Genomic DNA, 25,127 nt, shown 5'->3' with positions numbered 1-25,127 from the left:
CTCTGGTCACGAGGTCCTGACCCACAGGACGCCCACCGGCCCGGTCGTCGTCTGCGGTTCTACGTGTTTGCGACCGCCGCTTCCCGGAGGACCTTGCCTGGTCCCGGCGCCGTCCCCAACGCCAGGTCGAGGTCGGCCCACAGGTCCTCCACGTCCTCCAACCCCACCGAGAGCCGCAGCAGCCGGTCGCTGACTCCCGCGCCGCGGCGGTCGTCGGCGTCCACGATGCGGTGGCTGATGGACGCGGGGTGCTGGATGAGGGTGTCGACGCTGCCGAGGCTCACGGCCGGGGTGATCAGTCGGACGCCCGCGATGACGTCGTGGGGGTCGCCGGCTACCTTGAAGGCGACCATGGCGCCTCCGATGCGCGGGTAGTGGACGCGGGTGACGCGGGGGTCGGCGGCGAGCCGGCCGGCCAGCTCCGCCGCGTTCGAGGACGCGGCTCGGACCCGTACGGGCAGCGTCGACAGACCACGGAGCAGCAGATAGCCGGCGAGCGGATGGAGCACTCCGCCCGTGGCGAACCGCACCTGGCGTAGCCGCCCGGCGAACTCCTCGTCGCAGGCCACCACGCCGCCCATGACGTCTCCGTGGCCGCCCAGGTATTTGGTGGCGCTGTGCAGGACTAGACGGGCTCCCTGCTCGGCGGGGCGTTGCAGCACGGGGGTGGCGAAGGTGTTGTCGGCGAGCAGCGGGACGGAACCGCAGGCGTGCGCGACGGCTCTCAGATCGAGTTCGGCGAGGGTCGGGTTGGCCGGGCTTTCGACCATCACCAGGCCGGTGTCGGGGCGCAGCGCGTCCGCGATGCCCGCCGGGTCGACCCAGGTCACCTCGGAGCCCAGCAGCCCTGCGGTGAGCAGGTGATCGCTGCATCCGTACAGCGGTCGTACGGCGACGACATGGCGCAGGCCCATCGCGCTGCGTACGAGCAGCACGGCGCTCAGCGCGGCCATCCCGGTGGCGAACGCAACCGCGCTCTCGGTGCCCTCAAGACGCGCGAGGGCGGTCTCGAAGCGGGCGACGGTCGGGTTGCCGAGGCGGCCGTAGACGGGCGGGCCCTCCGGTTCGGCACCGTCGGTTGCGAAGGCGTCTATCCGGGCGGCCTCGCCCCGGCTGTCGTGCGAGGGGTAGGTCGTGGACAGGTCGATCGGCGGGGCGTGCACCCCCTGCCGCGCGAGGTCGTCGCGCCCGGCATGCACCGCCTCGGTGGCGAGCGCCCGGGGTGCGGGCACGCCCGGGACACGACGCCCGGTGTCGTCGAGAGCATGGCCGGTTCCCTGTGGGTCGACCGGTACGTCATATGCGTCAAAGCTGCCGGAGTCCATGCCCAGGAGTCTGAACACCGAACGGGGTCGGATGGCCGGACCTCGTGCTACGTTCGAAGTATGGCCGATTCTGTCGTACTCGATCCGGTGGATCTCCATCTGCTGCGGCTGCTCCAGAACGACGCACGGATGACGTACCGCGATCTCGCCGCGCAGGTCGGTGTCGCGCCTTCGACCTGCCTGGACCGGGTGACCAGGCTGCGCCGCTCGGGAGTGATTCTCGGCCATCAGCTGCGGCTGGACCCGGCGAAGCTGGGCCGGGGCCTGGAGGCACTGCTGTCCGTGCAGGTCAGGCCGCATCGGCGGGAGTTGGTCGGGCCGTTCGTGGAGCGGATCCGGGCACTGCCGGAGTCCATTACGGTCTTCCATCTGACCGGGCCCGACGACTATCTCGTCCATGTCGCGGTCGCGGACATGGGGGATCTTCAGCGGCTGGTCCTCGACGGGTTCACCGCACGGCCCGAAGTGGCGCGCGTCGAGACCCGGTTGATCTTCCAGCAGTGGGACTGCGGCCCGCTGCTGCCACCCCGGCCCGAGGGTGCTCCCGCCCCCACGACCACCTCCGACCATCAGGCCCCGGGGAACCCCGGGGCTTGATGCGTATATCGGTCCAAGTCGGAGCCACAAGGTCGCCGCCCTGCTGTCGCTCGACCGACTCGTGGTGGTTGAAGATCACGACCGTGCCGACTATGAAGCCGTCCAACCTGACCTCCTGGGCGCGAGCGGGGGGAAACGGGCTCACGGGCGTGGCTGCGTGCGCTGAGTGGTTCGGTGAACCGGGTCGGTTGTGCTCGCCCATGTGCTCGACGCTTCTCGGGCGGCGATCGTGGTCGGGCAGATCGCGGCGAGTTCTTGCGCCCGGACGTGTAGGCACGTCCTCGACCGCGATGGGCGGTGGCGCACGGCGCCATCCCGGAACAGCCTCCCGGCCTCGCTATGGTCACAGTTCAATAACGCGCAGGCCATCGCCCAAGTGTGACATTGTACATGTCACATACTTTCTCCATGAGAAGAGTCACAGCCTTGATAGCGGCCGTCGCCGCAATCGGCGGAATGACAGCGGGTGTTACGCCTGCCTCTACCTCCCGGTCAGCACCCGAGGGCGTCGGTGAAAGGAAGCTCGCCTGGAGCTCCTGCCACGACACGACCACCCCCGCGTTGCAGTGCGCCATGCTCGAAGTGCCGTTGAACTATGCGCACCCAAACGGAACCAAGATCAAGATCAAGGTGAACCGGCTCCCGGCCACCGCCCCCAAGGACAAGCGGCAGGGCCCGATCCTGCTGAACCCCGGCGGTCCCGGCGACTCGGGCCTGTGGATGCCCGGCTACATCTCCGGAAAGATCCCGCACGACGTCGCCTCGACCTACGACTGGATCGGCTTCGACCCGCGCGGCACCAACGCCAGCACCCCACACGTCACCTGCGACGCGCACTACTTCGACGGCGAGCGGCCGGACTATCAAGTCAGCCAAGGCACCTCGAAGGTGTGGCTGGAGAAGGCGGCCAAGTACGCCGCCGACTGCGCCGCGAACTGGAGCTGGTTCCTGCCGCACATGACCACCGTCGACAACGCGCGCGACATGGACAGCATTCGTCGGGCGCTTGGCGTCCAGAAGATCAACTTCTACGGTGGCTCGTGGGGTACCTCGCTGGGCTCGACTTACGGCCAGCTCTTCCCCTCGCACGTGCGCCGGATGGTGCTGGACAGCATCGTCGGCCCGAACATCGACTGGTACGACCACAACATCCTGCAGGACAAGGAGCACCAGCGCCGATTCGACGCCTTCGCGGCGTGGACCGCCAAGGCCGACTCCGTCTACCACCTGGGCACCGACGCGGCCGCCGTCGAGAAGAAATACCTCCGGGTCGAAGCCGCGCTGCGGACCAACCCGGTGGATGCCGCCCCGGCCCCTGGCAAGATCGGCCCCGCTGAGCTCGAGGACACCTTCTACGGTGGCGGCTACAACTTCCTGCGCTGGCCGCAGATGGCGACCGTGCTGTCGGCCTACCTCACCAAGAACGACACCCGCCCGCTGAACATCGCCTACAACCGCTACGCGGCCCCGGGCGCTGACGACGGCACGTTCCCGGCGTACAACGCGGTCCAGTGCACCGAGAACAACTGGCCGCGCGACTGGGACTTCTGGAAGAGGGACCAGGCCAAGGTCAACGCCATCGCGCCCTTCTACACCTATAACAACATGTGGTACAACGCTGCCTGCATGTTCTGGCCCTACCAGGGCGACCAGGCCGGCCGACTGAAGATCACCGGTAAGGGCTTGCCGCCCGTCCTGCTCTTCCAGGCCACGGAGGACGCCGCCACCCCCTACCCGGGCGCTGTCGCGATGCACAAGGCGTTGCCCGGCTCCAAGCTGGTCGTCCAGAACGGCGGCAGCTTCCACGAGATCCTCTTCCACGGCAACGCCTGCCTGGACGACACCTTCACCGCCTACCTGCGGGACGGCAGCCTCCCAACCGGCAAGGGCTTCATCGCCAAGACCTGCGCCCCCGAACCCGACCCCACCCCGGTCTATGTGACCCCGTCCTCCTCCGCTACGAAGACCGGGCCTGCTCTTCGAGTCACCGACCCCCAAGCGATCCGCGGCACGCGGTAACAGATTCAGCGCTCACCACCGCAACTGCGTTGTGGTGTCGAGGCCGCAGCTCTATCGGCTGCGGCCTCGGCGCTTGTAGTGGCTGCGGGCTTGGTGCTGTCGGCGTGGGTGCCACGTGGGGGCCTGGAACCTCGGCGCATACAGGGCCCGGTCGATAGCCTGCTGCCTCCCGTGCATGGTCTTTGGCGCCCCACCCCGACCTCGTTCCAGCGGGACAACGTGGGCACAAGTCCACCGACGGAAATGGGCAGATGCGCATCCTCGTGGCGACAGGTAGACGCGGTAGCCGTGGTGGCTGCGCAGACCGGGCAGCGGGTGAGGTGTCCAGGTGCGGGCGTACGCGGGTGGTCGATGGCGGGGCCGGACGAGGACGGCGACGGGTTCGCTGCGGGCACTTTCGCTGAAACCACACCGGCGACACCGCCACCCTGTGCAACGACCACCGCCGCGTCGTCGATGCCGAAAGCTGGGGACGCCACGGTCATGACCGGCGGCTTCACAACATGCGGGCCGCCGAGGCAAAGGGCAACAAGGGCGGACGCCGCCCCGCCATCGGGGCCGAGAAGACCGACGCCGTGCGTACCGGATACCTGGATGGCCGGTCCATCGCCGCCCTGGCCCGCGAGCACGGCGTTAGCCGAGGTGCCATCCGCGCGGCCGTCACCGACCTCATGCCCGAGCACACTGCGGCCGCCCACGATGACACCCCGGCCCCGGAGCTGCCGGTCGCCCTCGACATGCCGGGCAAGGTCGCTGACTTCCTCCGCGCGGCCGACCTGGAGCCCGCCGAGCGGGCTGCCCTTGACCACGGGGTGACCGTACGCCGCGGCCAGGGCTACACCCTGCGCGTCAGCGCCGTCCCCGCCGTGCACCGCGGACTCCTCGCCCGCTGTCAGCCGCTCGACGGCGACCAGGGCGCCCCGGCGGTCCCCGCCCAGCGCAAGGCCCGTCGCGAGTACGAGAACCGGGTCAGCACCCTCACACCGACCGGACCATGATCGTCCTCAGCGGCGCTTTCTGTACGGCAACTACTCACGCCCGGTGTCCGAGCCTGTCCGAGCCTGTCCGGGACTGTCCCGGACAGGTCCGGACAACGCGAACCTCTTGCTCCCGTCCCGCTTGCTCTGGAGAGTCTCTGGCGGTACCTCCCGTTAGCCGGGCTCGTAGGGGCCCGGCCCGAACTCAGGAGTACGGACATGTTCCATAAGATCGAGGCACTGGGGAGCAGGCTGCTGGAGCGGCTGGTTCCCGCGGTGGAGGCATCGGCAAGCGCCCAGGATCACTGCGGTAGTTGGGGCAGTTGCCCGCGATGCAACGGGCGCCCGTGTCATGGCTGCTGTGTGACCGGCGGCGGCTGCTGGTACGTGTGCGAATGACCGAGGTCTCACCTGCGCTCGTGCCCTGACCCGGTGAGTTGTTCCGACAGGGAATGAGGACGCGGACTTCTCGTGGCGTGCACGCGGCGCCTGCGGAAAGTCCGTGTCCGCCCTGCCGCGGCAGACATCCCGTGCGGTAAATGACCGGCTTCTGACCAACTGGAGAGCTCTGATGCAGTACGCAGCGATCGGCATCCGTTGTCTCGTCGGTCTGGTCTTTCTGGCGTCAGCTCTCAGCAAGCTCGCTTCGACCAGAGCCCAGACCGCGTTCGTGATGTCGCTGCGTGACCTCCGGCTCCTGCCGACGGGCCTGGTTCGATGGGTGGCATCCGGCGTGATCATCGGTGAGCTGGCCGTGTGCGTCCTGCTGGCGACCCCCTCGGCGAGCGCGGTGATGATGGGATTCGCGCTCACAGTGGTTCTCCTTTCGGTGTTCACGGCCGGGATCACGATCGCGCTGCGGCGGGGAGTACGTGTGCCCTGCCGTTGCTTCGGCGCGTCCAGGACGCCGCTCGGCCGCTGGCACATCGGGCGGAACGCGGTGCTCGTCCTCATCACATGTGTGGGCGCGGTGGTCACGCCGGGTGCCGCGGATGCCCAACCGGCCGGGGTCGCGACAGCGGCGGCAGCCGGGGTGGCACTGGGCGCGCTGGTCACCGTACTCGACGACGTACGCGCCCTGTTCCGGCCGCTCGCTGCGCCGCCCGGCAACACGCTCGGTGGTCGTTGAACGACCACGACACTCATCCATCACCAGGAGAAGCTCATGCCCTTTCTGATCGCGGCCGTGATCCTCCTCGGCGTCCTGTGCGCGCTGGATCTCGTCCTCACCATCGGAGTGATCAAACGGCTGCGCGAGCACACGGAGCGGCTGGCCATCATGGGGGGCGGCTTCGCCACCATCGATGTGGGCGCTGAGATCAGTGCGTTCGAATCGGTCACCGTCGATGGCGTGCGCCTGGTCCGCGAGTCGCTGACCGAGGAGACGGTCGTCGCGTTCTTCTCGCCGAACTGCGAGCCGTGCAAGGAGAAGCTGCCTCAGTTCGCGGAGTACGTACGAACACGTCCCGGCGGGCGAAGCCGCGCACTCGCCGTCGTGGTCGGTGAAGGAGACGCGGGCGCCCCCTTCGTCACCGCGCTGTCGCCGATCGCGCACGTGGTGGTCGAAGGCCAGAACGGCCCGCTGAACTCCGCGTTCCGGACCACCTCGTACCCCACCGTGGTGCGCGTCGCTCCGGATGGAGGCGGCCGGCTCGTCGTCACCGCCAGCCATGTGGAGCTCGGCCGATCCGCCGTCAGCGCGGCATGAGCGGCGCTTCGGCAGAGCGGGTCTCCGCCGGGCCCGGCCACGGACCGCACCAGGCGTCGATGTCGGCACGCATACGCCTCGCCTGCGTGTTGACTGCCAGGGCAGCCCCGCGCGCCCTGATGTTCTGCACGGTACTGACGCTGGCCTACGGAGCCCTTCCGGTTGCCGGCGCCTGGCTCACCAAGACCCTGCTGGACGGATTGCTTGCGGGCGCGGACTTCGCCCACCTGGTCGAGCTGGGCGCCGGCCTGGCAGGGGTTGGGGTCGTGGCCGCGCTCACCCCCCACCTCACCCAGTACTTGCGGGCCGAGATGGGACGCGAGGTGGGACTCCTCGCCCAGGACCGGCTCTTCGCCTCTGTCGAGCGCTTCACCGGCCTGGGGCGCTTCGAGGACCCCGACTTCCTGGACCGCATGCGCCTGGCCCAGCAAGTGGGTGGCACCAGCCCCAACCAAGTGGTGGAGAGCACGCTGGGCATCGTGTGCACCAGCATCACCATCGCCGGATTCCTGGGATCCCTCCTGGTGCTCAGTCCGCTGATGACCGCACTGGTCCTGCTGGCGGGGCTGCCGACGCTGCTTGCCGAGATCGCGCTGTCACGGCGGCGCGCCCGGATGTTCTGGGACATCGGCCCGGCCCAACGCCGGGAGATCTTCTACAGCCAGTTGCTGTCCAGCATCCAGGCAGCCAAGGAAGTCCGGCTGTTCGGCACCGGAGCGTTCCTTCGAGGCCGGATGCAGTCCGAACGGCGCGCCAGCCAAGCCACGAAGCGCGCCGTGGATCGCAGGGAGGTTGTTGTGCAGGCGGCCTTGGCCGGGCTGGCAGCGGCGGTATCCGGCGGTGGACTGCTGTGGGCCGTCAGCGCGGCGCGTGCGGGTGCCCTCACCGTCGGCGACGTCACCATGTTCGTGGCCGCCGTCGCCGGTGTGCAAGCGGCGCTGGCCACGCTCGCGGGCGAAGTCGCCCGCTCCCACCAGGCGTTGCTGATGCTCGACCACTACATCGCCGTCACGACAGCCGGCCCGGACCTGCCACTGCCCGGCGAGTTCCGCAAGCTCCCCGTGCTGCGCAGGGGTATCGAGCTGCGCGACGTCTGGTTCCGCTACTCGCCGGACCATCCCTGGATACTGCGCGGCGTCGACCTGCACATTCCGCATGGGGCGGCGCTCGCTCTGGTCGGTCTCAACGGTGCCGGGAAATCCACCCTCGTGAAGTTGCTGTGCCGCTTCTACGATCCGGAGCGGGGCGCGATTCTGTGGGACGGCGTCGATCTGCGCGACATCGACCCGGTGGAGCTGCGGCGGCGGATCGGAGCTGTCTTCCAGGACTACATGGACTACGACATGACGGCTGCGGAGAACATCGGCCTCGGCGACTTGGAGTCGCTTCAGGACCCCGAACGCATCCACACGGCGGCCCGTCGTGCCGGCATCCACTACAAGCTCGCCGAGCTCCCTCACGGGTACGACACCCTGCTGTCACGGATGTTCTTCATGGAAGCCGACAAGGACAACCCCGTGACAGGTGTAATGCTCTCCGACGGGCAGTGGCAACGCCTGGCCCTGGCCCGCGCGTTTCTGCGTGCCGGACGGGACCTGATGATCCTCGACGAGCCGTCCGCCGGACTGGACGCCGAGGCCGAGCACGAGATCCATGCTTCTCTCGGTACGTTCCGCGACGGCCGCACCAGTCTGCTCATCTCGCACCGGCTCGGAGCCGTCCGTGAAGCCGACCTCATCGTGGTGCTCCAGGACGGGCGGATCGTCGAGCGGGGCAATCACACCGCACTCATGGCGGCCGACGGGGAATACGCCCGGCTGTTCACACTCCAAGGGTCCGGCTACCGCGCGACTTCGGAGGACGGTACGCCGCAGGCGACACAAGCGACGGGCCGACGATGACCCGGCCGCCGCGACTTCCGCGGGGTGCCGTACACCTCTCCCCGAGCCCGTTGCCCGGCTCGAACCGTGCCATCGCCGTCATGCACGGCGCTGCCGTCCTGACCGTGATCTCGACGGGCCTGCTCCTGACCGCTCGCGCGCTGCTCGGCCGCCGGGTCCTCGTGGTCACGGTGCGGGGGCCAAGCATGGAGCCGACGTACCGCGACGGCGACCGGGTGTTGATCCGGCGCGACATACTGCCCGCGCCCGGGCGTGTCGTGGTCGCGGAACCGCCGTGGGCAGGCACGGGACGAGGCGCGCATCCGGTTCCCGTCCGGTCCGGGACGGTGATGGCACTCTCTGAGCGGGACTGGCTGATCAAGCGAGTGGCAGCGGTGCCGGGAGATCTGGTGCCACGGTACCTCCCCTCACTCGCACAAGTGCCGGAGGAGCGCGTACCACCCGGACAAGTGGTCCTGCTTGGGGATAACGCCGAAGTCAGCCTCGACTCCCGGCAGATGGGGTACGTACCACTCGCCCGCGTGCTGGGGACGGTCGTGAGAGTGCTGGAAAGCCGGTAGTCACGTTGGGGCGCCCGGATCACGGCACCGGTTCGGACACGATCAGGAGGGTTTCGGCTGTGGTGGTGCGGGCGTAGAGGACGGAGCGGCCGGCGCGGTGGGCGCTGGCCAGACCCGCTTCGCGTGTTGCGGTGAGGTATGGGGATACCCCGGCTGGGGAGAGCCCGGTGCGGTGGGCCAGTTGTGTGGTGGAGGCCGGAATCTCCCACTCGGTCAGGCAGTTCCACCGGATACGCCGCTGCCGTCCCTGGCCTCGCCCTCTTCCCGGCAGCGGCCGGAGCAGTGACGTCGGCACTGACGACGACCCGCCGGTCGACCTCCACCCCGAAGCCTTTCGTGACACCTTCCGCGAAAGCGTCACAGCAGTTCGGGCGCACCTTTCCGACCGGGGGCCTCGGATTCCGGCTGAGCTCGGGCTGGATGTCGAGTTCGTGGGTGGAGTACTCGCCGAAGCGTTTGATGTGTTCGGTCAGGTACGGCGAGATGTGCGCCAGGTCCTCGGGGTCGATCTCCCATCCCTCCTCCAGCAACTGCCGCACGATCTCCGCGATGTCCAGGGCGTTGTGGAAGATCACCGCGTTGGTGAGCAGAGAGTTGAACTTCATCGCCTTCTCCTGCTCGACGGGGTCGTTGTCGGCGATGACGCCCTGGTTGCCGAAGCCGACCCACCGGGAGAACCGGTTGAACGACTCGACCTTGTTGGTCGCCGCGGTCACCCGGCGGCGCAGCGGCGCGTCCGTGAGGTACCGCAGGAGTTGCACGGTGCGGATGACGCGGCCGACCTCGCGGAAGGCGATGTACGTGGCGTTCTTGTGCGACCCGGACCCCAGCCGGTTGAGCAGTGTCGCCGAGGAGATGACACCTTCGTGGACGGAGAGGGCCACCCGCATCAGGTGCCGGAACTGGGACTCGATCAGGTCGAAGTCGATGGCGTTCTTCCCGGCCTCGCCGAACAGGGCGCCGATGATGTGCATGTACTCGGTCTGTTTCGACGGCCGGTAGAAGGTCAGCCCCTTCCAGTTCCTGATCCTGGGCATCAGGTCGAAGCCCAGCAGGTGCGCCAAGGTGAAGACAGGCAGCGACTGGCCCTGGGTGTCGGCGTGCACGGTGGTGGGCTTGACCTCGGAGGCGTTCTTGAGCAGGCCCTCGATGATGTAGACGGCCTCTCACACCCCGCACGGGATGAAGTGCGTGAAAAGCGCGATGTAGGTGTCCGAGATGTGGTGGTAGGCGATGCCTCCCGGCTTCCCGTACCGGACGGACGTCTCGGCGAGCAGGTTGTCGAGGTAGGTGTCCATGTGGGTGCCGTCCGCGGCCACAGCGATGCCGTCGCCCCACGCCTGCGAGATGCCCAGCCGGGCGTGCGCGTTGACCAGTCGGCGATGGCCTCGTTGAGCAGCACGAGGGAGAAGTGCCGGTTCGCCGTGTACGCCAGCTCGTGCCCGCTCACGCCGGGGATGTGGCGGGCCGCCTCGTACGGGCCCATGTTGGTGCCCTTGACGAAGGTAGTGAGCACATACCGGCCGAACGGGTCGGCGAGTTTCGGGTCGTTGCCCGAGGGAGGGCCGAAACGGCGCCACCACTCCACCCAGTACGCGGTCCGGGCACAGATCCCGATCAGCGTGCGCTCCGGCATGCGGGCCTTGATCTCCTGCTCCAGCCGCTTCGCCGACGGGCGTTGCCCCTCCGAGCGGTGCGCCTTGAGTGAGGGGATGCCGGTGGCCGGGTCGATCACCAGGCTCTCGTTGTCCGGGTACCCGGCGTCCGCGGCCGCGGCGGCGGACCGCAGCCGGTCCTCCAGCTGGCTGCGGAAGTATGCGGCGTCGAGGCCGGCGGCCTCGCCCTCCTCGGCGAGCCCGACCTCCACCAGGTGGGCGGGTAGCTTCTCCTCGACGGCCTCCCACAGCAGCAGCTGCCCCGACCAGTCGGCGTACTCCTCCGAGCCGACCACCGCCACGTCGCCGGTGCGCAGTTCCTCGGCGATATAGCTGAAGACCATCGCCTCGAAGTGCTTGCGGACGAACTGCCCCGGCCGCGTCCGGTCGAGCACGGCCTTCTGCCAGTTCTGCGTGGCGAAGGAGATGTCGATGCGCCTGCCGTCCTCGCCGATCGCGCTGATGTACTCGCCGCGGGCTGCCTCGTTGCGCCGTGCGTGCGCGAGCGCGTCCAGTACCCGCCCGTCCTCCGAGGTGGCGGTGAACTGAAGCTTCTCGGCCAGGTCGAACATCAGCGGTCGGTCGCGGCCGATCTGCCCGTACAGCAGCACCCGCACGGCCGTCGGTTGCCTCGGCGGTGCGGATTTCCCGCTCGGTGAGCACCGTGTGCCCGGCGGCCTCCAGGCCGATCCCGACGTCGGAGGTGGCCAGGCGGTGCAGCAGCCGCTCTCCCGGCCAGTTCGGCGCCGACAGGCTGCCCCCGGCGATCCTTGCTCCGCGCACGGTCGGCCACAGGACGGTGCCTGCCCACGGGGCCGCCGCGGAGCGGTGCAGCAGTCCGGCCTCGGTCATCAGCCGCGCCCGGGTTCGGGCGGTCTCCGTCTGGCCGCGCCAGCACGCCCGGGCGGCCTGTCGCAGCGTCACCGTGCTGTACCGGCAGGCCAGCCGGAGCAGCTGCTCGTCCGCGTCCGTGCGCACCCAGCCGTCGCCGCGGAGTTCACCTGTGCCCTGGCGCCGTCGCCGACGGCCCGCCCGCACCCGATATGCGCTCACCGTCTCGCTCTCCTCCACTACCAACCATCCCTGTAGTTGCCGCGCGGCACTGAGCCCTCCAGGGCTGCGAAACTGCAGCCTGATCTGGGATGCGGCCACCTCCTGGTGCGCCGGCCCGTCAACCGCGGGCCGGTCGCCACGGCGGTGAGCTCCAACGCGGGCGCGGTGGAAACCGACGGCAATGTCGCCGGACCACGACATGCCGAGACCGAATGTCGGCCCGACCTGACACAGGAGCCCTCGGTGTCGGGTTATCCCGACATAGCGATTCGCGGACAGTGCCGAGGGGGGACGCTGAGGACTGTCACGGGGCACGTCCGGCCCGGTGTCACGCTCGGGTGTCACGCTCGTGACAGCGGCCAGTTGGAATTCCCCACCGGCGGCCAGTTAGCGGGGAGCTATCTGGCCGCCGATGGTCACTGATTTTGTAGGGCTGTCTATGCGATCCGGGCGAGGTCCATGATCCAGTTTGTGCGCCAGGTGGTCCCCCCGTCGTATGAGAACGCCTGCTCCCAGCGCGGGGTATCCGGGTCATGGGTTGTCCACTGGAAGCGGACCTTGACCTCGTGCCCGCCCAGGACGTCGTCGCAGAAGAACAGGCCGACGCCGTCGGTGAAGGAACCCTCCACGTACGGGTCCAGATGCCCTGGCCGACCACTGGAGGCCCACCAGATCCGCCACACCTTGTCCTCCGGGTCGAACTGCCGCAGCGTGAACCCCTCGAAGGCATCGGTCCAGATCCGGTCCACGTGCCCCAGACCGCCGAGGATCGGCTCCGCGGCAGCCGTGGCGTCGAACTCGATCCACTCCTCGCAAGCAGGATCGGTGACGTCCACCAGCTTGCGGTTGCGCACCTGCCAGCGGCCGAAGATGAAGTCGAAGTCGGTACGCCCGTCGACGGGCACAGTAGAACTCACAGCGGCAACTCCTGGGGCGTCGCACTGCCAACCGGTTCGGGCAGTGACCGAGGCCGAAACGATACGTGCTGCCGTCAGCCACCGGGGGGACACTTGAACAAGAAATCGTCACGGTGTGTGACGCGCCAGCTGGCCGTACGTGGGGAATCTGAAGTGGCCGCCCACACGCTCGGGCTTACAACGGGCTGAACAGGGGAAATGTCCCGCCTGGAGGCAGGCCCAGAGTGGCCGCCGAGGGCCGTCGGCTCAGATCCTTCCGCCCCGTAATCCTCCACGCGCGCCCACGCGTAGGGGTGTCTCGAAACTCGCGAAATCCCCTTGCACCCCATGGATCGCGGCACTGAGCCCTCCAGCGCTTGACTGGCAGGTAGTTAGCCGCCATATTACTTCTCATGAGCGACGAGGATGCGAACCCCGGCGCTGCACCCACGCTCGAACAGGCGCGGAAGCAGATCGCGCGGTACGGGCTTGAGGCCGACCCGCAGGCGGTGCTTGTCGCGGTACGCCTGATGGCTGCCGGGGCGCGCCTGGACCGGGCGTCCGAAGTGCACTTTGCGCGTTCCGGGCTGTCGACCGGGCGCTACCGCCTCCTGGTGGATCTCGAGGACAGTGACGGGGAGAAGTCGCCGTCGCAGCTCGCAAAGAGTCTTGGCGTCTCGCGCGCCACAGTGACCGGTCTGGTCGTTGGCCTGGAGCGAGAGGGCCTGGTGGCTCGCCGCGCCTCAACGGAGGACGGGCGGGGCGTAGTAGTCGTACTCACGGCGCGCGGCAGCCAGCGGTTGCGCGATATGGCCGCGGACCACTTCGCACGGCTTGAGGCGCTGGTCGGCGGACTGGCCGCCGACGAACGCGGGCTGTTCCTCGACCTCCTGGAGCGGATCACTCAGCGGATCGACGCGTTGACTGCCGAATAGCTGCGGCATCACTTACGCGCGGGGGCGGCTGCCTCGACCGCGCGGCACCCTTTCCTGCACCCCAGTAGTTAGCTGCCTAATCAACTGGTTGGCCAGCTAATTTATTTCGGAGGAGTCACATGAGTCCCCCTCCCAGAACCGCCCAGCGCGGTTTCGCCACGCGTCCGTTCACCCTGTGGAAGGAAGTCGCGACCGCCTACCTGGCCCCTGCGCTCACCGCCGGGCTCGGCGGAATCCTCAGCGGCCGGCCCGAACTGACCAGGGCCGCCTTCACCTCCATCGGGGCCACATCGGCCTTGGTGGCCTGCATCGTCGGCGCGTGGCTGCACCGCCGTGGCCGACCCCGGCGCTGGACGGCCTCGGCGCCGCGACCGGTACTCACCTTCGGACTTGCCATTACAGCGGCCGGAATCGCCGGCCTGGCCGGATGGTTCGGATCCGACTGGCTGCCGTCGCACACACCGGTGCCCGATGCCGGATGGCTGGAGCGACTGCGGATCGACCTGCCGCTGTCGGCCGGCCTGGCCGCCGCCATCGTCACCTGGCGGTGGCACGGCACGACATCCCGGCAACAGGCCTGACCCAGCCCTTCCCACCCGATTCTCCAGACCCCTCACCCACGAAAGGCACACTGTGATCACCATCATCGGCGCCACCGGCGCCACCGGCAGCGCCCTGCTCCGGCGGCTCATCGAACTCGAAGTCCCCTGCCGCGCCGTCAGCCGTACGCCCGACATTCTGCGCGCCGCCATCGGCACAAACACGCCAGTCGAGATCGTCGGTGCGGACGCCGCAGACCCTCAGACGCTCCGCGACGCGTTCGAGGGATCCATGCAACTGTTCCTCGCCATGGCCAACAGCCCGCGTCAAGCCGAGCTGGAGACCAACGTGATAGACGCCGCGGCCCACTGCGGGGTACGGCACGTGGTCAAACTCTCCGCCCCAGCAGCCGAGCCCACCTCACCGGTGGCCATCTCGCGCAGCCACTGGCGGGTCGAGGAACACCTGGCGAAGACCGAAATGACGGCTACGCTGCTCCGGCCCTACGCATTCATGCAAAAGCTGCTCCTGAACGCCCCAGCGATCGCCGAGGGCGTACTCATCGGGGCCGTGCGCGAGGCACCCTGTAACTACATCGACGTCCGAGACATCGCCGACGTCGCCGCCGAGACCCTCCTGCGCCCCAGCCTTGCCGGCGCCACCTACACCCTGACCGGCCCGCGGGCCTTCAGCCACCCCGAGCTCGCCCGTCTACTCGGCGAGCTGACCTGCCGCCCCGTTCGCTACATCGACCTGCCGCCGAGCGAGTTCCACAGCCACCTCCTGTCCACCGCACATATGCCGCCCTGGCTCGCCAGCCACGTGGTAGAGATCCAGCAACTGGCCATCGCCCGCCCGGAATCTCCCAACGACACCATCGAGACCATCCTCGGCCGCCCCGCCAGGACACTGCACACCTTCCTCCGCGAACATCTCCACACGTTCACCAAGACCGCCTGACCGACCGCCCAACCGTCTGCGCCCGCCCCGCACCCTTCTCCGGGATACCGGTCCCGGTATCCCGGAGAAGGGTGAGGGGCGGACATCGTCCGCAGTAGTACTCGATCCGGTTCAGCAGCCGATGGATGCGGTCCGGAGCAGCGTGACCGGCCTGTTCGGCCAGTGTCCAACCGTTCTTCCGCTCCAGCGGAGCGATCAGTCCCCGCATATAGGCAAGCGCCGACTCCCGCGGCTCCGACCTGGAAAACCGATGCACGAACCGCTCGTGCACAGCGTCCAGTTCACCGGCCCACACCCCGACATCAGCAAGGTCCCCACCCATGACCAGACCAACGACCGGTCTGCCCAACCGTCACACCAAACACCGTTGCAGTACTAGGCCAGGCCTGGCCTTGAACGGATGCCCCGAACGCCACGACATGGCCGTGCAATTCTTCGACAGCCTTGCGTACTCGGTCGTTTTCCCATCGGCGTCGGCATGAGCCGAGGGGACCCGGCTCTACGACCGGTGAGCATCTAGAGGGGCACTGCCGGGCCGTGACGTGAGGAGGACCGTACGGGTTCGGTGAGTTGTGCGGAGGGAGCTTATCTGGAGTTGGCAACTCCAGATAGGGCTAGTGTGAGCTCATGGACGGAACGGATTCATCCGCGTCCCGTGGCGCACGGCGCCTGAGACGCGATGCCGAAGCCAACCGACAGCGCACGCTCCTGGCCGCTCGGGAGGTGTTCGCCGAGCGGGGGTTGGGGGTGAACCTTGACGACATCGCTCGGCATGCCGGTGTCGGAGTGGCGACTTCCTACCGGCTTTTCGGCAACAAGCAAGCGCTGATCAACGAGCTGTTCGAAGAGCGTGTCGATGCCTTGGTGGCGTTCGCGGAGAGCGCTCTGACGATTGACGACCCGTGGGAGGGGTTCGTCGGTCTGCTGACCATGGCATTGGAGGAGATGGCAGCCGATCGCGGACTGCGAGAAGTGGTGTTCTCCGAGGTCGGGGGCCGCCCCCTGGTGGCGCGGGCTCGGCGCAAGTTCGTGCCCGCAGCCGACGCGGTCATGCGTCGTGCCCAGGACGCCGGTCTGCTGCGTCCGGACCTGGCGACCACCGACCTGCCCCTGATCTTCTACATGGTGAGCTGCGCGATCCAGCACACCCAGCCGGTCTCGAACGCGGTGTGGAGGCGCTACCTGACGATCGTCCTGGACGGTCTGCGCGTGCGCCCCGGGCTGACGGACATGCCGGTGGTCGCCCTCACGACCGCCGAGGAAGAGCAGGTCGCCGGCTTGACCTCCTCCGGTTCCTGATTCCTTTCGTCCACCCGAAGTACCCCCGTTCTGATGTCTCGCCCCGCACCGGGGCCGGGCGCTGAGCGTGTCGTCAGCGCATCGGTATGAACCACCTCGTGCGGGCAAGACCCCTGCTGTCATGCCTGTTGCGCGGGCGGGCCTGTGCGCTGAGCCGGACGGCCGGATGGCTGGACGGCCGAACATCGCGCGAGCGAAAGTTCCCCGCACGCCGTGGCTGTGCCGCGGTGTGCCACCCGTCGACTTCCACAGAGGAGAAGGAGAACATCATGGCTGACCTCGACGCGGACGCTGACGCCGACGCTGAGTCCACCGCCGTCGTGCCCTTCGTGCTCCGGGTGCCCGAAGATCAACTCGAAGACCTGCGTGAGCGGTTACGCCGCGTACGGCTGCCCGAGGCGGAGACCGTGACGGACTGGTCGCAGGGCATCCCGCGCTCCTATGTCGCGGAGCTGTGCCGGTACTGGGGTGAGGACTACGACTGGCGCCGGCTGGAGGCCGAGCTGAACGGCCGTGGCCAGTGGCGTACCACGATCGACGGACTGGGGATCCACTTCCTGCATGTGCGCTCGGCCCGGCCGGACGCTCGCCCGCTGCTGATCACTCACGGGTGGCCAGGCTCGGTGGTGGAGTTCCTCGACATCCTCGACGACTTGGTCGACCCGCCCGCCGGCCTGCCCGCCTTCCACGTCGTCGCGCCCTCGCTGCCGGGCTTCGCCTTCTCCGACAAGCCCACCGGGACGGGCTGGGGCGTCGAGCGGATCGCCGACGCATGGGCCGCATTGATGTCCCGGCTCGGGTACGCGCGCTTCCTCGCCCAAGGCGGGGACTGGGGTGCCTTCGTCACCACGGCGCTCGCGGTCCGCCACCCCGGCCGCGTCGAGGCGATGCACACCACGATGCCGCCCGCCCAGCAGCCCCCCGGCGCGACCACGGACGACCTCAGCGACGCCGAGCGCGCCGTGCTGAGGGAATCGCGGAAGCGGGCCGAGGGCGAGTCGGGCTACATGAGGCAACAGGCCACCCGTCCCCAGACGCTCGGCTACGGGCTGGCCGACTCGCCCGCCGGTCAACTGGCCTGGATCGTGGAGAAGTTCCACGGCTGGACCGACTGCGACGGGCACCCGGAGAACGCGGTGTCCCGGCAGCGGCTGCTCGACAACGTCTCGCTCTATTGGTTCAGCGCCTGTGGCGCGTCGTCGGCCCGGCTGTACTGGGAGAGCCTCACCACCACGGATCTCACCGCTCCGGTGACCGTGCCCTCGGCGGTCTCGGTGTTCCCCAAGGAGCCCTTCCGGCGGCCTCGTTCCTGGGTCCAGGCCCGCTTCGGCGATCTGCGCTACTGGAACCAACTGGACAGAGGCGGGCACTTCCCCTCGCTGGAAGTGCCGCAGGCGTTCGTGGGAGAACTGAGGGCCGCGCTGGGTGCGGCTGGCTCCCCCTCTTCGAAAGGCAACCACGGAAAGGAAGACATCCGTTGACACCGACAGCTCTTGAGGTCGACTACCTGATCGTCGGCGCCGGGGCCATGGGCATGGCGTTCGCCGACACCCTCCTCGCCGAAACCGACGCGACGGTGGCCATCGTCGACCGCTACGACCAGCCCGGCGGCCACTGGACGGTCGCCTACCCCTTCGTACGCCTGCACCAGCCGTCGGCCTTCTACGGCGTCAACTCCCGCGAGCTCGGCAGCGGCGCGATAGACCAGGACGGATGGAACGCCGGCATGCACGAGCTGGCCTCGGCCAGCGAGATCCTGGCCTACTTCGACCAGGTGATGCGCAAGACATTCCTGCCGACCGGCCGGGTCTCCTACTTCCCCAAGTCCTTCTACGACGGCCCGGATCCACAGCGGCCCGACATCCAGCGCTTCCATTCCATCGTCAGCGGTGCCGAGGTCGAGGTGACCGTCAAACGGCGGACCGTGGACGCCACCTACATGAACGTCACGGTGCCGGCCATGGTGCCCCCCGCGTACGAAGTCGCTCCCGGCGTCCGCCTGATCACCCCCAACCAGCTGCCCGCCCTGCAGGACCAGCCGCCCCACTACACCGTCGTCGGCGCGGGAAAGACCGGCATAGACGCCTGCCTGTGGCTGCTCAGCCGGGGGACCGATCCGTCCGACATCACCTGGATCATGCCCCGCGACTCCTGGTTGCTCGACCGCGCCCACTGGCAGCCCGGAAATCTCGGCGGCGAAGTGGACGCGGCCCGCCTCAAGGCCGTGGCCGACGCGCACACAGTCCAAGACCTCTTCACACGGCTGGAGGACAGCGGCCTGCTGCTGCGGCTGTCGCCCGACGTCGAGCCGACCGCCTACCGCTGCGCGACCGTCGCCCGCGCCGAACTCGCGCAGCTACGCCGCATCGACGACGTCGTCCGCCACGGCAGGGTCAAGGGCATCGAAGAGAAGGCCATCGAACTCGACCAGGCCACCCTTCCCGCGCGGGACGGAACCCTCTACATCGACTGCACCGCCGACGGTTTGGAGCGACGGCCGAAGGCGCCGGTGTTCGACCAAGCGCGCATCACCTTGCAGGCGGTGATCCCCTGCCAGCAAGTGTTCAGCGCCGCATTCACCGCCCACGTCGAGGCCGGTTACGCCGACGACGACACCAAGAATGCACTGTGCCCACCCGCGCAGCACCCCGACTCCGCCCTGGACTGGATACAGTTCTTCGGCGATATCCAGGAGCGGTTCAAGCAATGGACCGCCGACCCCGCACTCATCGAATGGCTCAGCACCTGCAGGCTCATGGGCCGGCGGATCCCCGAACTCTCCCCCGAGCAGCGGACCGCACTCCTCCCCATGTTCCAGGCCCAGCAACGGAAGTTGAAGGAGCTTCTCCACCAGGCGAACGCAGTCGCGGCGGCGAATTGACCGCCTCCACGACCCGCACACCGGCCACGCTGCGGCTTCCGCTTCCGGGGGCGGTCCTGGGGCCGCCGAACTGGGGCGCGAACTCGGTGACGCCGGCGGCCCGCTGCTCGTCGCCGGTGCCGCCACGCTGACCACCCTTGCCCACGGCTACGCGGTCCTCGCTGTTCTCCTCGCGACGGGCCCGGTCATCGTGTTCACCCACCGTCGGCCACGCGGCAGCCACCCCCGCGAGTGAGGCCTCACCGGGGCCTGCGGGCCGTCCAGCTGCCTTGGTGGGGCGGACGTTCAGCAGCAGCCGGCCATGGGCGCCCGGCTGTCCGACGAGAACCAGCCCTGGGTCACTCTCGGCCGCCTGGGCCTGGATGATCCATGCGGGAGAGCCAGGCGGTGAGCAGTGTTTCGAGCGCCTCGGCTTCGGCGGGTTCCAGGAGGTCCAGCAGGCGGCGTTCGTTGCGCATGTGGTCGGTGAAGGCCCGGTCGATCAGTTCGCGCCCGGGGCGGGTGAGGGCGACGATCCGGCCGCGCTGGTCGTCGTCGGAGCGGCGGCGCGTGACGAGTCCGGCCTGCTCCAGCCGGTCGATCCGCTTCGTCATCGCTCCCGTGGTGACCATGGTGTGGGCGGCGAGCTCGCCGGGTGCCCGTTCGTAGGGTTCACCGGCGCGGCGCAGCGCGCACAGGACGTCGAACTCTCCCTCGCTGAGTCCGTAACGGCCGTAGACGAGGCAGAGTTCCGCGGTGAGCCGGTCCGCGAGACGGTGCAGTCGGCCGATCACTCCCTGCGGTGAGATGTCGACGTCCGGCCGTTCGCGGCGCCAGTCGGCCTGGATGCGGGCTACGCGGTCCAGAGGTTGCGGGTCTTCCATGGACACGATGATAGCTTCCCAGGAAGCTATATTGCCTTCCATGGAAGCTAATGCGCGGTGGGTGGCACTGACGGCGATCGCACCAGTGGCCTGGGGAGCCAACTACTTCGTCACACACGAGTTCCTCCCCGAAGGAAGTCCGCTGTACGGAGCTGCATTTCGGGCACTGCCCGCTGGCCTCGTCCTGCTGGTGCTGCGCAGGCAGTGGCCGCGTGGCGCGTGGTGGTGGCGGTCCGCGGTGCTCGGGCTGCTCAACGTGAGTGTGTTCTTCGTGCTCGTCTACGTTGCCTCTCAGCTGCTTCCGACGAGCATCGCCTCGACCGTCATGGCGGTGTCCCCGCTGACGATGATGCTCATCGCCTGGCCCGTGGTGTCCGAGCGGCCCCGGACCGCCCACCTGGCAGGTGCCGCGATCGGGGTCGCAGGGGTGTGTCTCATGGTGCTCACAGGGGCGGACGCCGTCAGCGGGACCGGAATCCTCGCCTCGGCAGGCGCCATGCTCGTGTCCTCCTTCGGCTACATCCTCACCAAGCGGTGGAGCGCCGACACCGACGTACTCGCCTCGACCGCCTGGCAGCTCACCGCCGGAGGCCTGTTCCTGCTCCCGGCCGCCGCCACCGTGGAGGGCCTGCCCCCTGCGCTCTCCCCGTCAGCGCTCCTCGCGTTCGGGTACGTCACCCTGGTCGCCACCGCGCTGGCCTTCGCTGCCTGGTTCACGGGCCTGCGGCACCTGCCCGCGGGGACAGTGGGCCTGGTCGGACTGCTCAACCCCGTCACGGGCGTCCTGCTCGGCACGGCGCTGGCCGCAGAGGCCCTGACCGTTCAGCAACTGTGCGGAGTGGCGCTGGTGCTGGCCGGGGTCCTCCTCGGCCGGCCCACGCGCGCGAGCCGACGCGGTGGCACCGGGCCCTCGGTGAACCGGCCACTGTTGGGGAGAAGCCGATCGACGGAAGAGCCTGCCGCGTCAGGCGACCGGTGCCAGGTGGTACGGGGCGACCTCACGCCGTTCGGTGGGACGGGCCGGGCGGCGCGCCAGGCGCCTCGTCATCGGGAGGACGGCAACCCAGGTGACCAGTGACTCGCCTCTCTCGGGGGCGTTGGTGGTCGCGGCGACGTGCTCGCCACGGGAGGGGCGGAAGACCTGGTAACGCTCCGCAGCCCTGGTGGACCGCCCGGCGCCGGATCCGTCCACCAGCGCGATCACGGCCGGGGCGGCCACCCCGGCCTGTCTGAGTCGTAATCTGAGCCGTAAAGGGGCCTTGACCAGGAGCTTTGTCGCCTGGGTGGAGGCTCTCACATTAGGCGACTGGGACAATGTGCGCCGTGAGGTGAGGGCCGGATCCGGCTGCGTTGCCGTGATGGCCGGATCCAGCCGCGTTGGGTGCGTGGTGCCGGGAGGAATGCCGCTCTGGGACATCGCCGTCAGGCAGGGGCGTTGTCTCCTGCTACGACAGCGTGCCGGCGACCACGGATGCCGCTTCCGCGATCAGTTTGTTGTCGTAGGGGGCATCTGCTGTGCTGCGGCGCGACATGATCGCCACGACGACCGGGGCGGCGTGGGGGCGCCACACCACGGCGATGTCGTTGCGGGTGCCGTAGGTGCTGCCCGCGCCGGTCTTGTCGCCGACCTTCCAGTTCTTGGGCATTCCGGCCCTGATGAGCTCGTCGCCGGTGGTGTTGGTCCGCAGCCACTTCGCGAGCTGGGCGCGTTCGCCCTTGCCGAGGACGTCTCCGAGGACGAACGCACGCAGGTCCTTGGCCAGCGCCCGCGGCGTGCTGGTGTCCCGTTGCTCGCCCGGTGCCCAGCGGTTCAGCTCGGGCTCGCGGCGCTCCGTCCGGGTCACGTGGTCGCCGATCCCCTTGAGCGCGGCGTTGAGGCCCTTGGGTCCGCCGAGCGCGTCGAACAGCAGGTTGCCCGCGGTGTTGTCGCTGAAGCGGACGGCGGCGTCGCACAGTTCACGCAGGGTCATCCCGGTCCCGACGTGCTTTTCGGTGATGGGGGAGTAGTCCACCAGATCGCCCTTGGAGTACCTGATCACCTTGTTCATGCCGTTCGGCGAGTGCCTGCGCAGCACGGTGCCGGCGGCCAGCGCCTTGAACGTGGAGGCGTGGGCGAACCGCTCACCGTCGTGGTAGGCCACCTCGCGTCCGGTGCCGGTGTCGATGGCGTAGACCCCCAGTCGCGCATCGAACCTCTGCTCAAGCTTCTTGAACTCACCGGCGAACGGCCGAGCAGCCGCTGCCGGCTTCGTCGTCGCGGCGGACGGAGACGACGAGGCCGAGGAGCTGCCCTGGCCGCAGGCCACGAGCGGGACGAGGGTGAGCGCGGCGAGCGCGCCGAGAACGGCCCGCCGGGCACGGGTGTGCTGCATGGTCCAAACCTCCAAGGCGCCCCGCGCGCAGGGCGCGCCAGGGGACGGAGCGACACGGCTCCGTCCGGTGTGTGGTCGTGAGTGCCGGCATCACCCTCTTCGCCGGCTGCCATGCAGTCCAATACGCTTGTGCGCTGTTCCATGCGGAACCGGCATAGGATTCGGGCTGTGGATCTGGTGGGAGCGTGTCGCGCGTTCGTCAATGTCAGCAAGCACGGCAGCTTCACCGTCGGAGCGGCCGCTGCCCGGATGTCCCAGCCGGTGGCCAGCCGTCGCGTCGCCGCCCTGGAGGAACACTTCGGTGAGCGGCTTTTCGAGCGCACCTCGCGGCGGGCCGTCCTCACCCCCTTCGGCCGGGACTTGCTGCCGGTGGCCAGACAGCTCGTGCAGGCGGCCGATGTGCTGCTGGACGAGGCCGAAGCCGCCCGGCGCAAGCCATGGCGACTCGCGGTCCCGGACATCTGCTCCACGGTCGGCCTCGCGCGCCTCGTGGCCGAAGCCCGAGGGCACGGTGTGACTCTCGATCTCCGCATCGCGCCACCGCCGCAACGCAGGGAGCTCCTCCACGGTCAGCAGGTGCGTGCCGCCCTGCTCGCGGTCCCACCGGACGAGGCGACGTGGTCCGTTCCGCTGGGGCTCGCCGGTGCCGAGGATCCCGGCGTACAGCGCGTCTACCTCGAAACGCTGTGGATGGGCCGCACCGCCACCGGCCCGGCCCGTCGCGTCTGGATCCAGCCGGAGGACGACGTACCGCACATCCGCGACCCGCTGACGCGACTGCGCGACGCCGTCGGCCTGCGTCCCGCGCAGATCGTCGCCGGGGCCGATCTGACGACCGCCGCCGCGGAAGTCCTCAGCACCCGCGATGTGTTGCTGTGCTCTCCCGCCCAGGCCGAGGAGTTCGCCCTGAACTGGCGGCCCATCGGCGAGACCACGCTCAGCCGGGGCTTCGCCCTCGCGGCCGCCGCGGACGGCAATCCCCAGCCCCTCGCCGCACGTCTGGGCGACGCCATCGCCCGCTGCCTCGGCGCGGACACCCGGGCAGGCGCCGCGGAAGAGGCGGCGGCGTGAACACCGAGGCACTCCTTCGCGACCTGCGCCGGCAGCTGCACGACGGCGGCCTGCACGGCTGCCTGCTCGTACGGGACCTCCACACCGGGGACGAGCTGGGGATCGACCCGGACACCCAGCTGCCGTCGGCCTCCCTGGTCAAGATCCCGCTCGCACTGGCAACGGCGGAACGCATCCGACGGGGCGAACTCGACGGAGCCACGAGGCTCGACGTGCAACCCGGGCGCATCGCCACACCCGGCCCCACGGGACTGAGCAGATTCCGCCACCCCGCCCGGATCGCGATCGACGACCTGCTGTACCTCAGTACCTGCGTCAGCGACGGAACGGCCGCCGACGCACTGTTCGAGCTCACCCCGACCACCCAAGTCGCCTGTCTCCTCTGCGAGTTCGGCCTCCACGGCATCACCGTGCGGCACACCACCCGCGAGCTGTCCGACACCCCGGTGGAACGCCTCGATGCCGCACAGGCCCATCTCGCCCACGCCCTGGCCATCGACGCCGGCACCAGCGGCCGCGGACACCGGGTGCCGCAGCTCGACGCCACCCGGGCCAGTACCGGAAGTGCACGAGCCTGGGTCGACCTGCTGCAAGCCCTGTGGACACCCTCGGTGATCCCCCCTGACGTGGCCGGCCGTGTGCGCGGCCTCATGGCCCACAACCTGCTCCGGCACCGGCTCGCCCCGGACTTCAGCTCCGACGCCACGACCTGGTCCTCCAAGACCGGTACGCTCCTCAACCTCCGTCACGAAATCGGTGTCGTCGAGCACGCCGACGGCCAGGCCTTCGCCGTCGCCGTCCTCACCGAGTCACTCGTCCCGGCAGTCACGCAGCCCGGCGCCGAAGCCCTCATGGCCCAGACCGCCCGCCGACTCCGGGACCACCTTCGGCAGCTCTAGTAGGGCTTTGTTAGGTGGTGTCGTAGGGCTGCCAGGGGGTGGGTTGGTGGCAGGTGGGGCACGTGCCTGTCCAGGTGGCCAGGAGGTGTTGGAGGAGGTCCAGGGCCTGGTAGAGGGTCAGGCCCTGGCAGGGGCTTTTGGGCTCCTCCGTTGTTCGGTCAGGAAGAGGTGGGCGGCGGTGACGACGGTGACGTGGCGGTGCCAGCCGGCGAAGGAGCGGCCTTCGAAGTGGTCCAGCCCGAGGGCGGTTTTCAGCTCTCGGTAGTCGTGCTCGATGCGCCACCGTAACTTCGCGATGCGGACGAGGTCGCGGGCGGGGATGTCGGCTGGCAGGTTCGAGATCCAGTACTGAACAGGCTCGTTTGCGTCCTCGGGCCACTGGGCGATCAGCCAGCTCAGCGGGATCGTGCCGTCCGTGGCAGGTTTGGGCCGACGCCCGGCAAGACGGACCCGCACGAGCACGAAGTGCGAGCTCATCGCTGCTTTGGAACCCTTGCGCCAGGTCAGGGTCCGCCCCTGGTCTCGCCCTGCGGCCAGCACGTGGTCGCGCAAGGACACCGGCCGGGTGCGGTATCGCGGCAGGGGCCTGGGCCCCAGTCCGCTGTATGCAGGCTGG

The 25,127-nt window shown here is 69.0% G+C and carries 21 protein-coding genes and 3 pseudogenes; 16 read left to right on the top strand and 8 right to left on the bottom strand.

The features are described 5' to 3' along the window. Positions 1-59: 59 nt before the first annotated feature. A complete protein-coding gene (locus ACZ7MX_RS36535; RefSeq protein WP_472138612.1) occupies positions 60-1,325 on the bottom strand; it encodes a trans-sulfuration enzyme family protein in 1,266 nt (421 codons plus the stop codon). A 60-nt stretch (positions 1,326-1,385) separates the two neighbouring features. Between ACZ7MX_RS36535 and ACZ7MX_RS36530 the strand changes: the two genes are divergently transcribed. From ACZ7MX_RS36530 to ACZ7MX_RS36500, 7 genes are all read left to right on the top strand, one after another. Further along, positions 1,386-1,922, top strand: a complete 537-nt coding sequence (locus ACZ7MX_RS36530; protein WP_472138610.1) for an Lrp/AsnC family transcriptional regulator — start codon at positions 1,386-1,388, stop codon at positions 1,920-1,922. Positions 1,923-2,552: 630 nt separating this feature from the next. Continuing rightward, entirely contained in the window at positions 2,553-3,941 is a 1,389-nt protein-coding gene (locus tag ACZ7MX_RS36525; protein ID WP_472138608.1) for an alpha/beta hydrolase, read from the top strand. 503 nt (positions 3,942-4,444) lie between these two features. Further along, positions 4,445-4,939, top strand: a complete 495-nt coding sequence (locus ACZ7MX_RS36520; protein ID WP_472138606.1) for a resolvase — start codon at positions 4,445-4,447, stop codon at positions 4,937-4,939. 481 nt (positions 4,940-5,420) lie between these two features. Further along, on the top strand, positions 5,421-6,047 hold the full coding sequence (locus tag ACZ7MX_RS36515) for a MauE/DoxX family redox-associated membrane protein (protein ID WP_472138605.1): 627 nt from the start codon (positions 5,421-5,423) through the stop codon (positions 6,045-6,047). A gap of 36 nt (positions 6,048-6,083) precedes the next feature. Further along, entirely contained in the window at positions 6,084-6,626 is a 543-nt protein-coding gene (locus ACZ7MX_RS36510) for a TlpA family protein disulfide reductase (RefSeq protein ID WP_472138603.1), read from the top strand. A 59-nt stretch (positions 6,627-6,685) separates the two neighbouring features. After that, positions 6,686-8,527, top strand: a complete 1,842-nt coding sequence (locus tag ACZ7MX_RS36505; protein WP_472138602.1) for an ABC transporter ATP-binding protein — start codon at positions 6,686-6,688, stop codon at positions 8,525-8,527. Beyond that, complete coding sequence (locus ACZ7MX_RS36500; RefSeq protein WP_472138757.1) at positions 8,524-9,087, top strand: S26 family signal peptidase; 564 nt, start codon at positions 8,524-8,526, stop codon at positions 9,085-9,087. Before ACZ7MX_RS36505 ends, ACZ7MX_RS36500 begins: the two co-directional genes overlap by 4 nt. Positions 9,088-9,106: 19 nt before the next feature. On the opposite strand, the pseudogene ACZ7MX_RS36495 reads toward ACZ7MX_RS36500, so the two are convergent. The 3 genes and pseudogenes from ACZ7MX_RS36495 to ACZ7MX_RS36485 all read right to left on the bottom strand — a co-directional run. Continuing rightward, positions 9,107-9,322 (bottom strand): annotated as a pseudogene (locus ACZ7MX_RS36495) (winged helix-turn-helix domain-containing protein); the annotation flags it as partial. Between the two features lie 265 nt (positions 9,323-9,587). Then, positions 9,588-10,723: pseudogene (locus ACZ7MX_RS36490) on the bottom strand (transposase); the annotation flags it as partial. A 1,509-nt stretch (positions 10,724-12,232) separates the two neighbouring features. Further along, positions 12,233-12,712: a hypothetical protein gene (locus ACZ7MX_RS36485; protein WP_472138600.1), complete on the bottom strand. Its 480-nt coding sequence runs from the start codon at positions 12,710-12,712 to the stop codon at positions 12,233-12,235. Between the two features lie 392 nt (positions 12,713-13,104). Between ACZ7MX_RS36485 and ACZ7MX_RS36480 the strand changes: the two genes are divergently transcribed. The 3 genes from ACZ7MX_RS36480 (at position 13,105) to ACZ7MX_RS36470 (ending at position 15,126) form a co-directional block, all read left to right on the top strand. Beyond that, positions 13,105-13,626, top strand: coding sequence for a MarR family winged helix-turn-helix transcriptional regulator (locus ACZ7MX_RS36480; protein ID WP_472138598.1), 522 nt, complete (start codon positions 13,105-13,107; stop codon positions 13,624-13,626). 119 nt (positions 13,627-13,745) lie between these two features. Beyond that, positions 13,746-14,207 (top strand): hypothetical protein, encoded by a 462-nt coding sequence (locus ACZ7MX_RS36475; protein WP_472138596.1) that lies wholly within the window; start codon positions 13,746-13,748, stop codon positions 14,205-14,207. A 52-nt stretch (positions 14,208-14,259) separates the two neighbouring features. After that, a complete protein-coding gene (locus ACZ7MX_RS36470) occupies positions 14,260-15,126 on the top strand; it encodes an NmrA family NAD(P)-binding protein (RefSeq protein ID WP_472138594.1) in 867 nt (288 codons plus the stop codon). A 97-nt stretch (positions 15,127-15,223) separates the two neighbouring features. Here the strand turns inward: ACZ7MX_RS36470 and ACZ7MX_RS36465 are convergent. Beyond that, positions 15,224-15,448 (bottom strand): annotated as a pseudogene (locus ACZ7MX_RS36465) (IS701 family transposase); the annotation flags it as partial. A 305-nt stretch (positions 15,449-15,753) separates the two neighbouring features. Between ACZ7MX_RS36465 and ACZ7MX_RS36460 the strand changes: the two are divergent. The 3 genes from ACZ7MX_RS36460 (at position 15,754) to ACZ7MX_RS36450 (ending at position 19,306) form a co-directional block, all read left to right on the top strand. Next, entirely contained in the window at positions 15,754-16,425 is a 672-nt protein-coding gene (locus ACZ7MX_RS36460) for a TetR/AcrR family transcriptional regulator (RefSeq protein ID WP_472138592.1), read from the top strand. Between the two features lie 269 nt (positions 16,426-16,694). Continuing rightward, positions 16,695-17,906 (top strand): epoxide hydrolase family protein, encoded by a 1,212-nt coding sequence (locus ACZ7MX_RS36455; protein ID WP_472138591.1) that lies wholly within the window; start codon positions 16,695-16,697, stop codon positions 17,904-17,906. Beyond that, the gene (locus ACZ7MX_RS36450; protein ID WP_472138589.1) at positions 17,903-19,306 is read left to right on the top strand and encodes an NAD(P)-binding protein; all 1,404 of its coding nucleotides are present in this window, start codon (positions 17,903-17,905) and stop codon (positions 19,304-19,306) included. Before ACZ7MX_RS36455 ends, ACZ7MX_RS36450 begins: the two co-directional genes overlap by 4 nt. Positions 19,307-19,644: 338 nt before the next feature. On the opposite strand, the gene ACZ7MX_RS36445 is transcribed toward ACZ7MX_RS36450, so the two are convergent. Next, positions 19,645-20,169 (bottom strand): MarR family winged helix-turn-helix transcriptional regulator, encoded by a 525-nt coding sequence (locus tag ACZ7MX_RS36445; protein WP_472138587.1) that lies wholly within the window; start codon positions 20,167-20,169, stop codon positions 19,645-19,647. A gap of 40 nt (positions 20,170-20,209) precedes the next feature. Here ACZ7MX_RS36445 and ACZ7MX_RS36440 point away from each other — a divergent pair, with 40 nt between their 5' ends. Further along, positions 20,210-21,247: a DMT family transporter gene (locus tag ACZ7MX_RS36440; protein ID WP_472138585.1), complete on the top strand. Its 1,038-nt coding sequence runs from the start codon at positions 20,210-20,212 to the stop codon at positions 21,245-21,247. A gap of 367 nt (positions 21,248-21,614) precedes the next feature. On the opposite strand, the gene bla is transcribed toward ACZ7MX_RS36440, so the two are convergent. Continuing rightward, positions 21,615-22,541 carry a class A beta-lactamase gene (gene bla / locus ACZ7MX_RS36435; RefSeq protein WP_472138583.1) on the bottom strand — a complete coding sequence of 309 codons (927 nt, stop codon included), beginning with the start codon at positions 22,539-22,541 and terminating at the stop codon, positions 21,615-21,617. Positions 22,542-22,709: 168 nt separating this feature from the next. Here bla and ACZ7MX_RS36430 point away from each other — a divergent pair, with 168 nt between their 5' ends. Both ACZ7MX_RS36430 and ACZ7MX_RS36425 read left to right on the top strand, forming a co-directional pair. Continuing rightward, on the top strand, positions 22,710-23,612 hold the full coding sequence (locus ACZ7MX_RS36430; protein WP_472138581.1) for a LysR family transcriptional regulator: 903 nt from the start codon (positions 22,710-22,712) through the stop codon (positions 23,610-23,612). Continuing rightward, entirely contained in the window at positions 23,609-24,511 is a 903-nt protein-coding gene (locus ACZ7MX_RS36425) for a serine hydrolase (RefSeq protein ID WP_472138579.1), read from the top strand. The genes ACZ7MX_RS36430 and ACZ7MX_RS36425 overlap by 4 nt, the downstream gene beginning before the upstream one ends. A 117-nt stretch (positions 24,512-24,628) precedes the next feature. Here ACZ7MX_RS36425 and ACZ7MX_RS36420 read toward each other — a convergent pair. Beyond that, positions 24,629-25,127: transposase (locus tag ACZ7MX_RS36420; RefSeq protein WP_472138577.1), on the bottom strand; the 499-nt coding region annotated here is incomplete at its 5' end.

The sequence above is a fragment of the Streptomyces sp. NPDC107765 genome (assembly GCF_055657085.1).
This window is presented reverse-complemented; position numbering and strand designations above follow the sequence as displayed.

Coding starts and splice junctions, on each gene's coding strand:
- ACZ7MX_RS36505 (WP_472138602.1), top strand. CDS start 6,686: ATGTCGGCACGCATACGCCTCGCCTGCGTGTTGACTGCCAGGGCAGCC.
- ACZ7MX_RS36535 (WP_472138612.1), bottom strand. CDS start 1,325: ATGGACTCCGGCAGCTTTGACGCATATGACGTACCGGTCGACCCACAG.
- ACZ7MX_RS36455 (WP_472138591.1), top strand. CDS start 16,695: ATGGCTGACCTCGACGCGGACGCTGACGCCGACGCTGAGTCCACCGCC.
- ACZ7MX_RS36475 (WP_472138596.1), top strand. CDS start 13,746: ATGAGTCCCCCTCCCAGAACCGCCCAGCGCGGTTTCGCCACGCGTCCG.
- ACZ7MX_RS36510 (WP_472138603.1), top strand. CDS start 6,084: ATGCCCTTTCTGATCGCGGCCGTGATCCTCCTCGGCGTCCTGTGCGCG.
- ACZ7MX_RS36460 (WP_472138592.1), top strand. CDS start 15,754: ATGGACGGAACGGATTCATCCGCGTCCCGTGGCGCACGGCGCCTGAGA.
- ACZ7MX_RS36530 (WP_472138610.1), top strand. CDS start 1,386: ATGGCCGATTCTGTCGTACTCGATCCGGTGGATCTCCATCTGCTGCGG.
- ACZ7MX_RS36500 (WP_472138757.1), top strand. CDS start 8,524: ATGACCCGGCCGCCGCGACTTCCGCGGGGTGCCGTACACCTCTCCCCG.
- ACZ7MX_RS36520 (WP_472138606.1), top strand. CDS start 4,445: ATGCGGGCCGCCGAGGCAAAGGGCAACAAGGGCGGACGCCGCCCCGCC.
- bla (WP_472138583.1), bottom strand. CDS start 22,541: ATGCAGCACACCCGTGCCCGGCGGGCCGTTCTCGGCGCGCTCGCCGCG.
- ACZ7MX_RS36440 (WP_472138585.1), top strand. CDS start 20,210: ATGGAAGCTAATGCGCGGTGGGTGGCACTGACGGCGATCGCACCAGTG.
- ACZ7MX_RS36480 (WP_472138598.1), top strand. CDS start 13,105: ATGAGCGACGAGGATGCGAACCCCGGCGCTGCACCCACGCTCGAACAG.
- ACZ7MX_RS36445 (WP_472138587.1), bottom strand. CDS start 20,169: ATGGAAGACCCGCAACCTCTGGACCGCGTAGCCCGCATCCAGGCCGAC.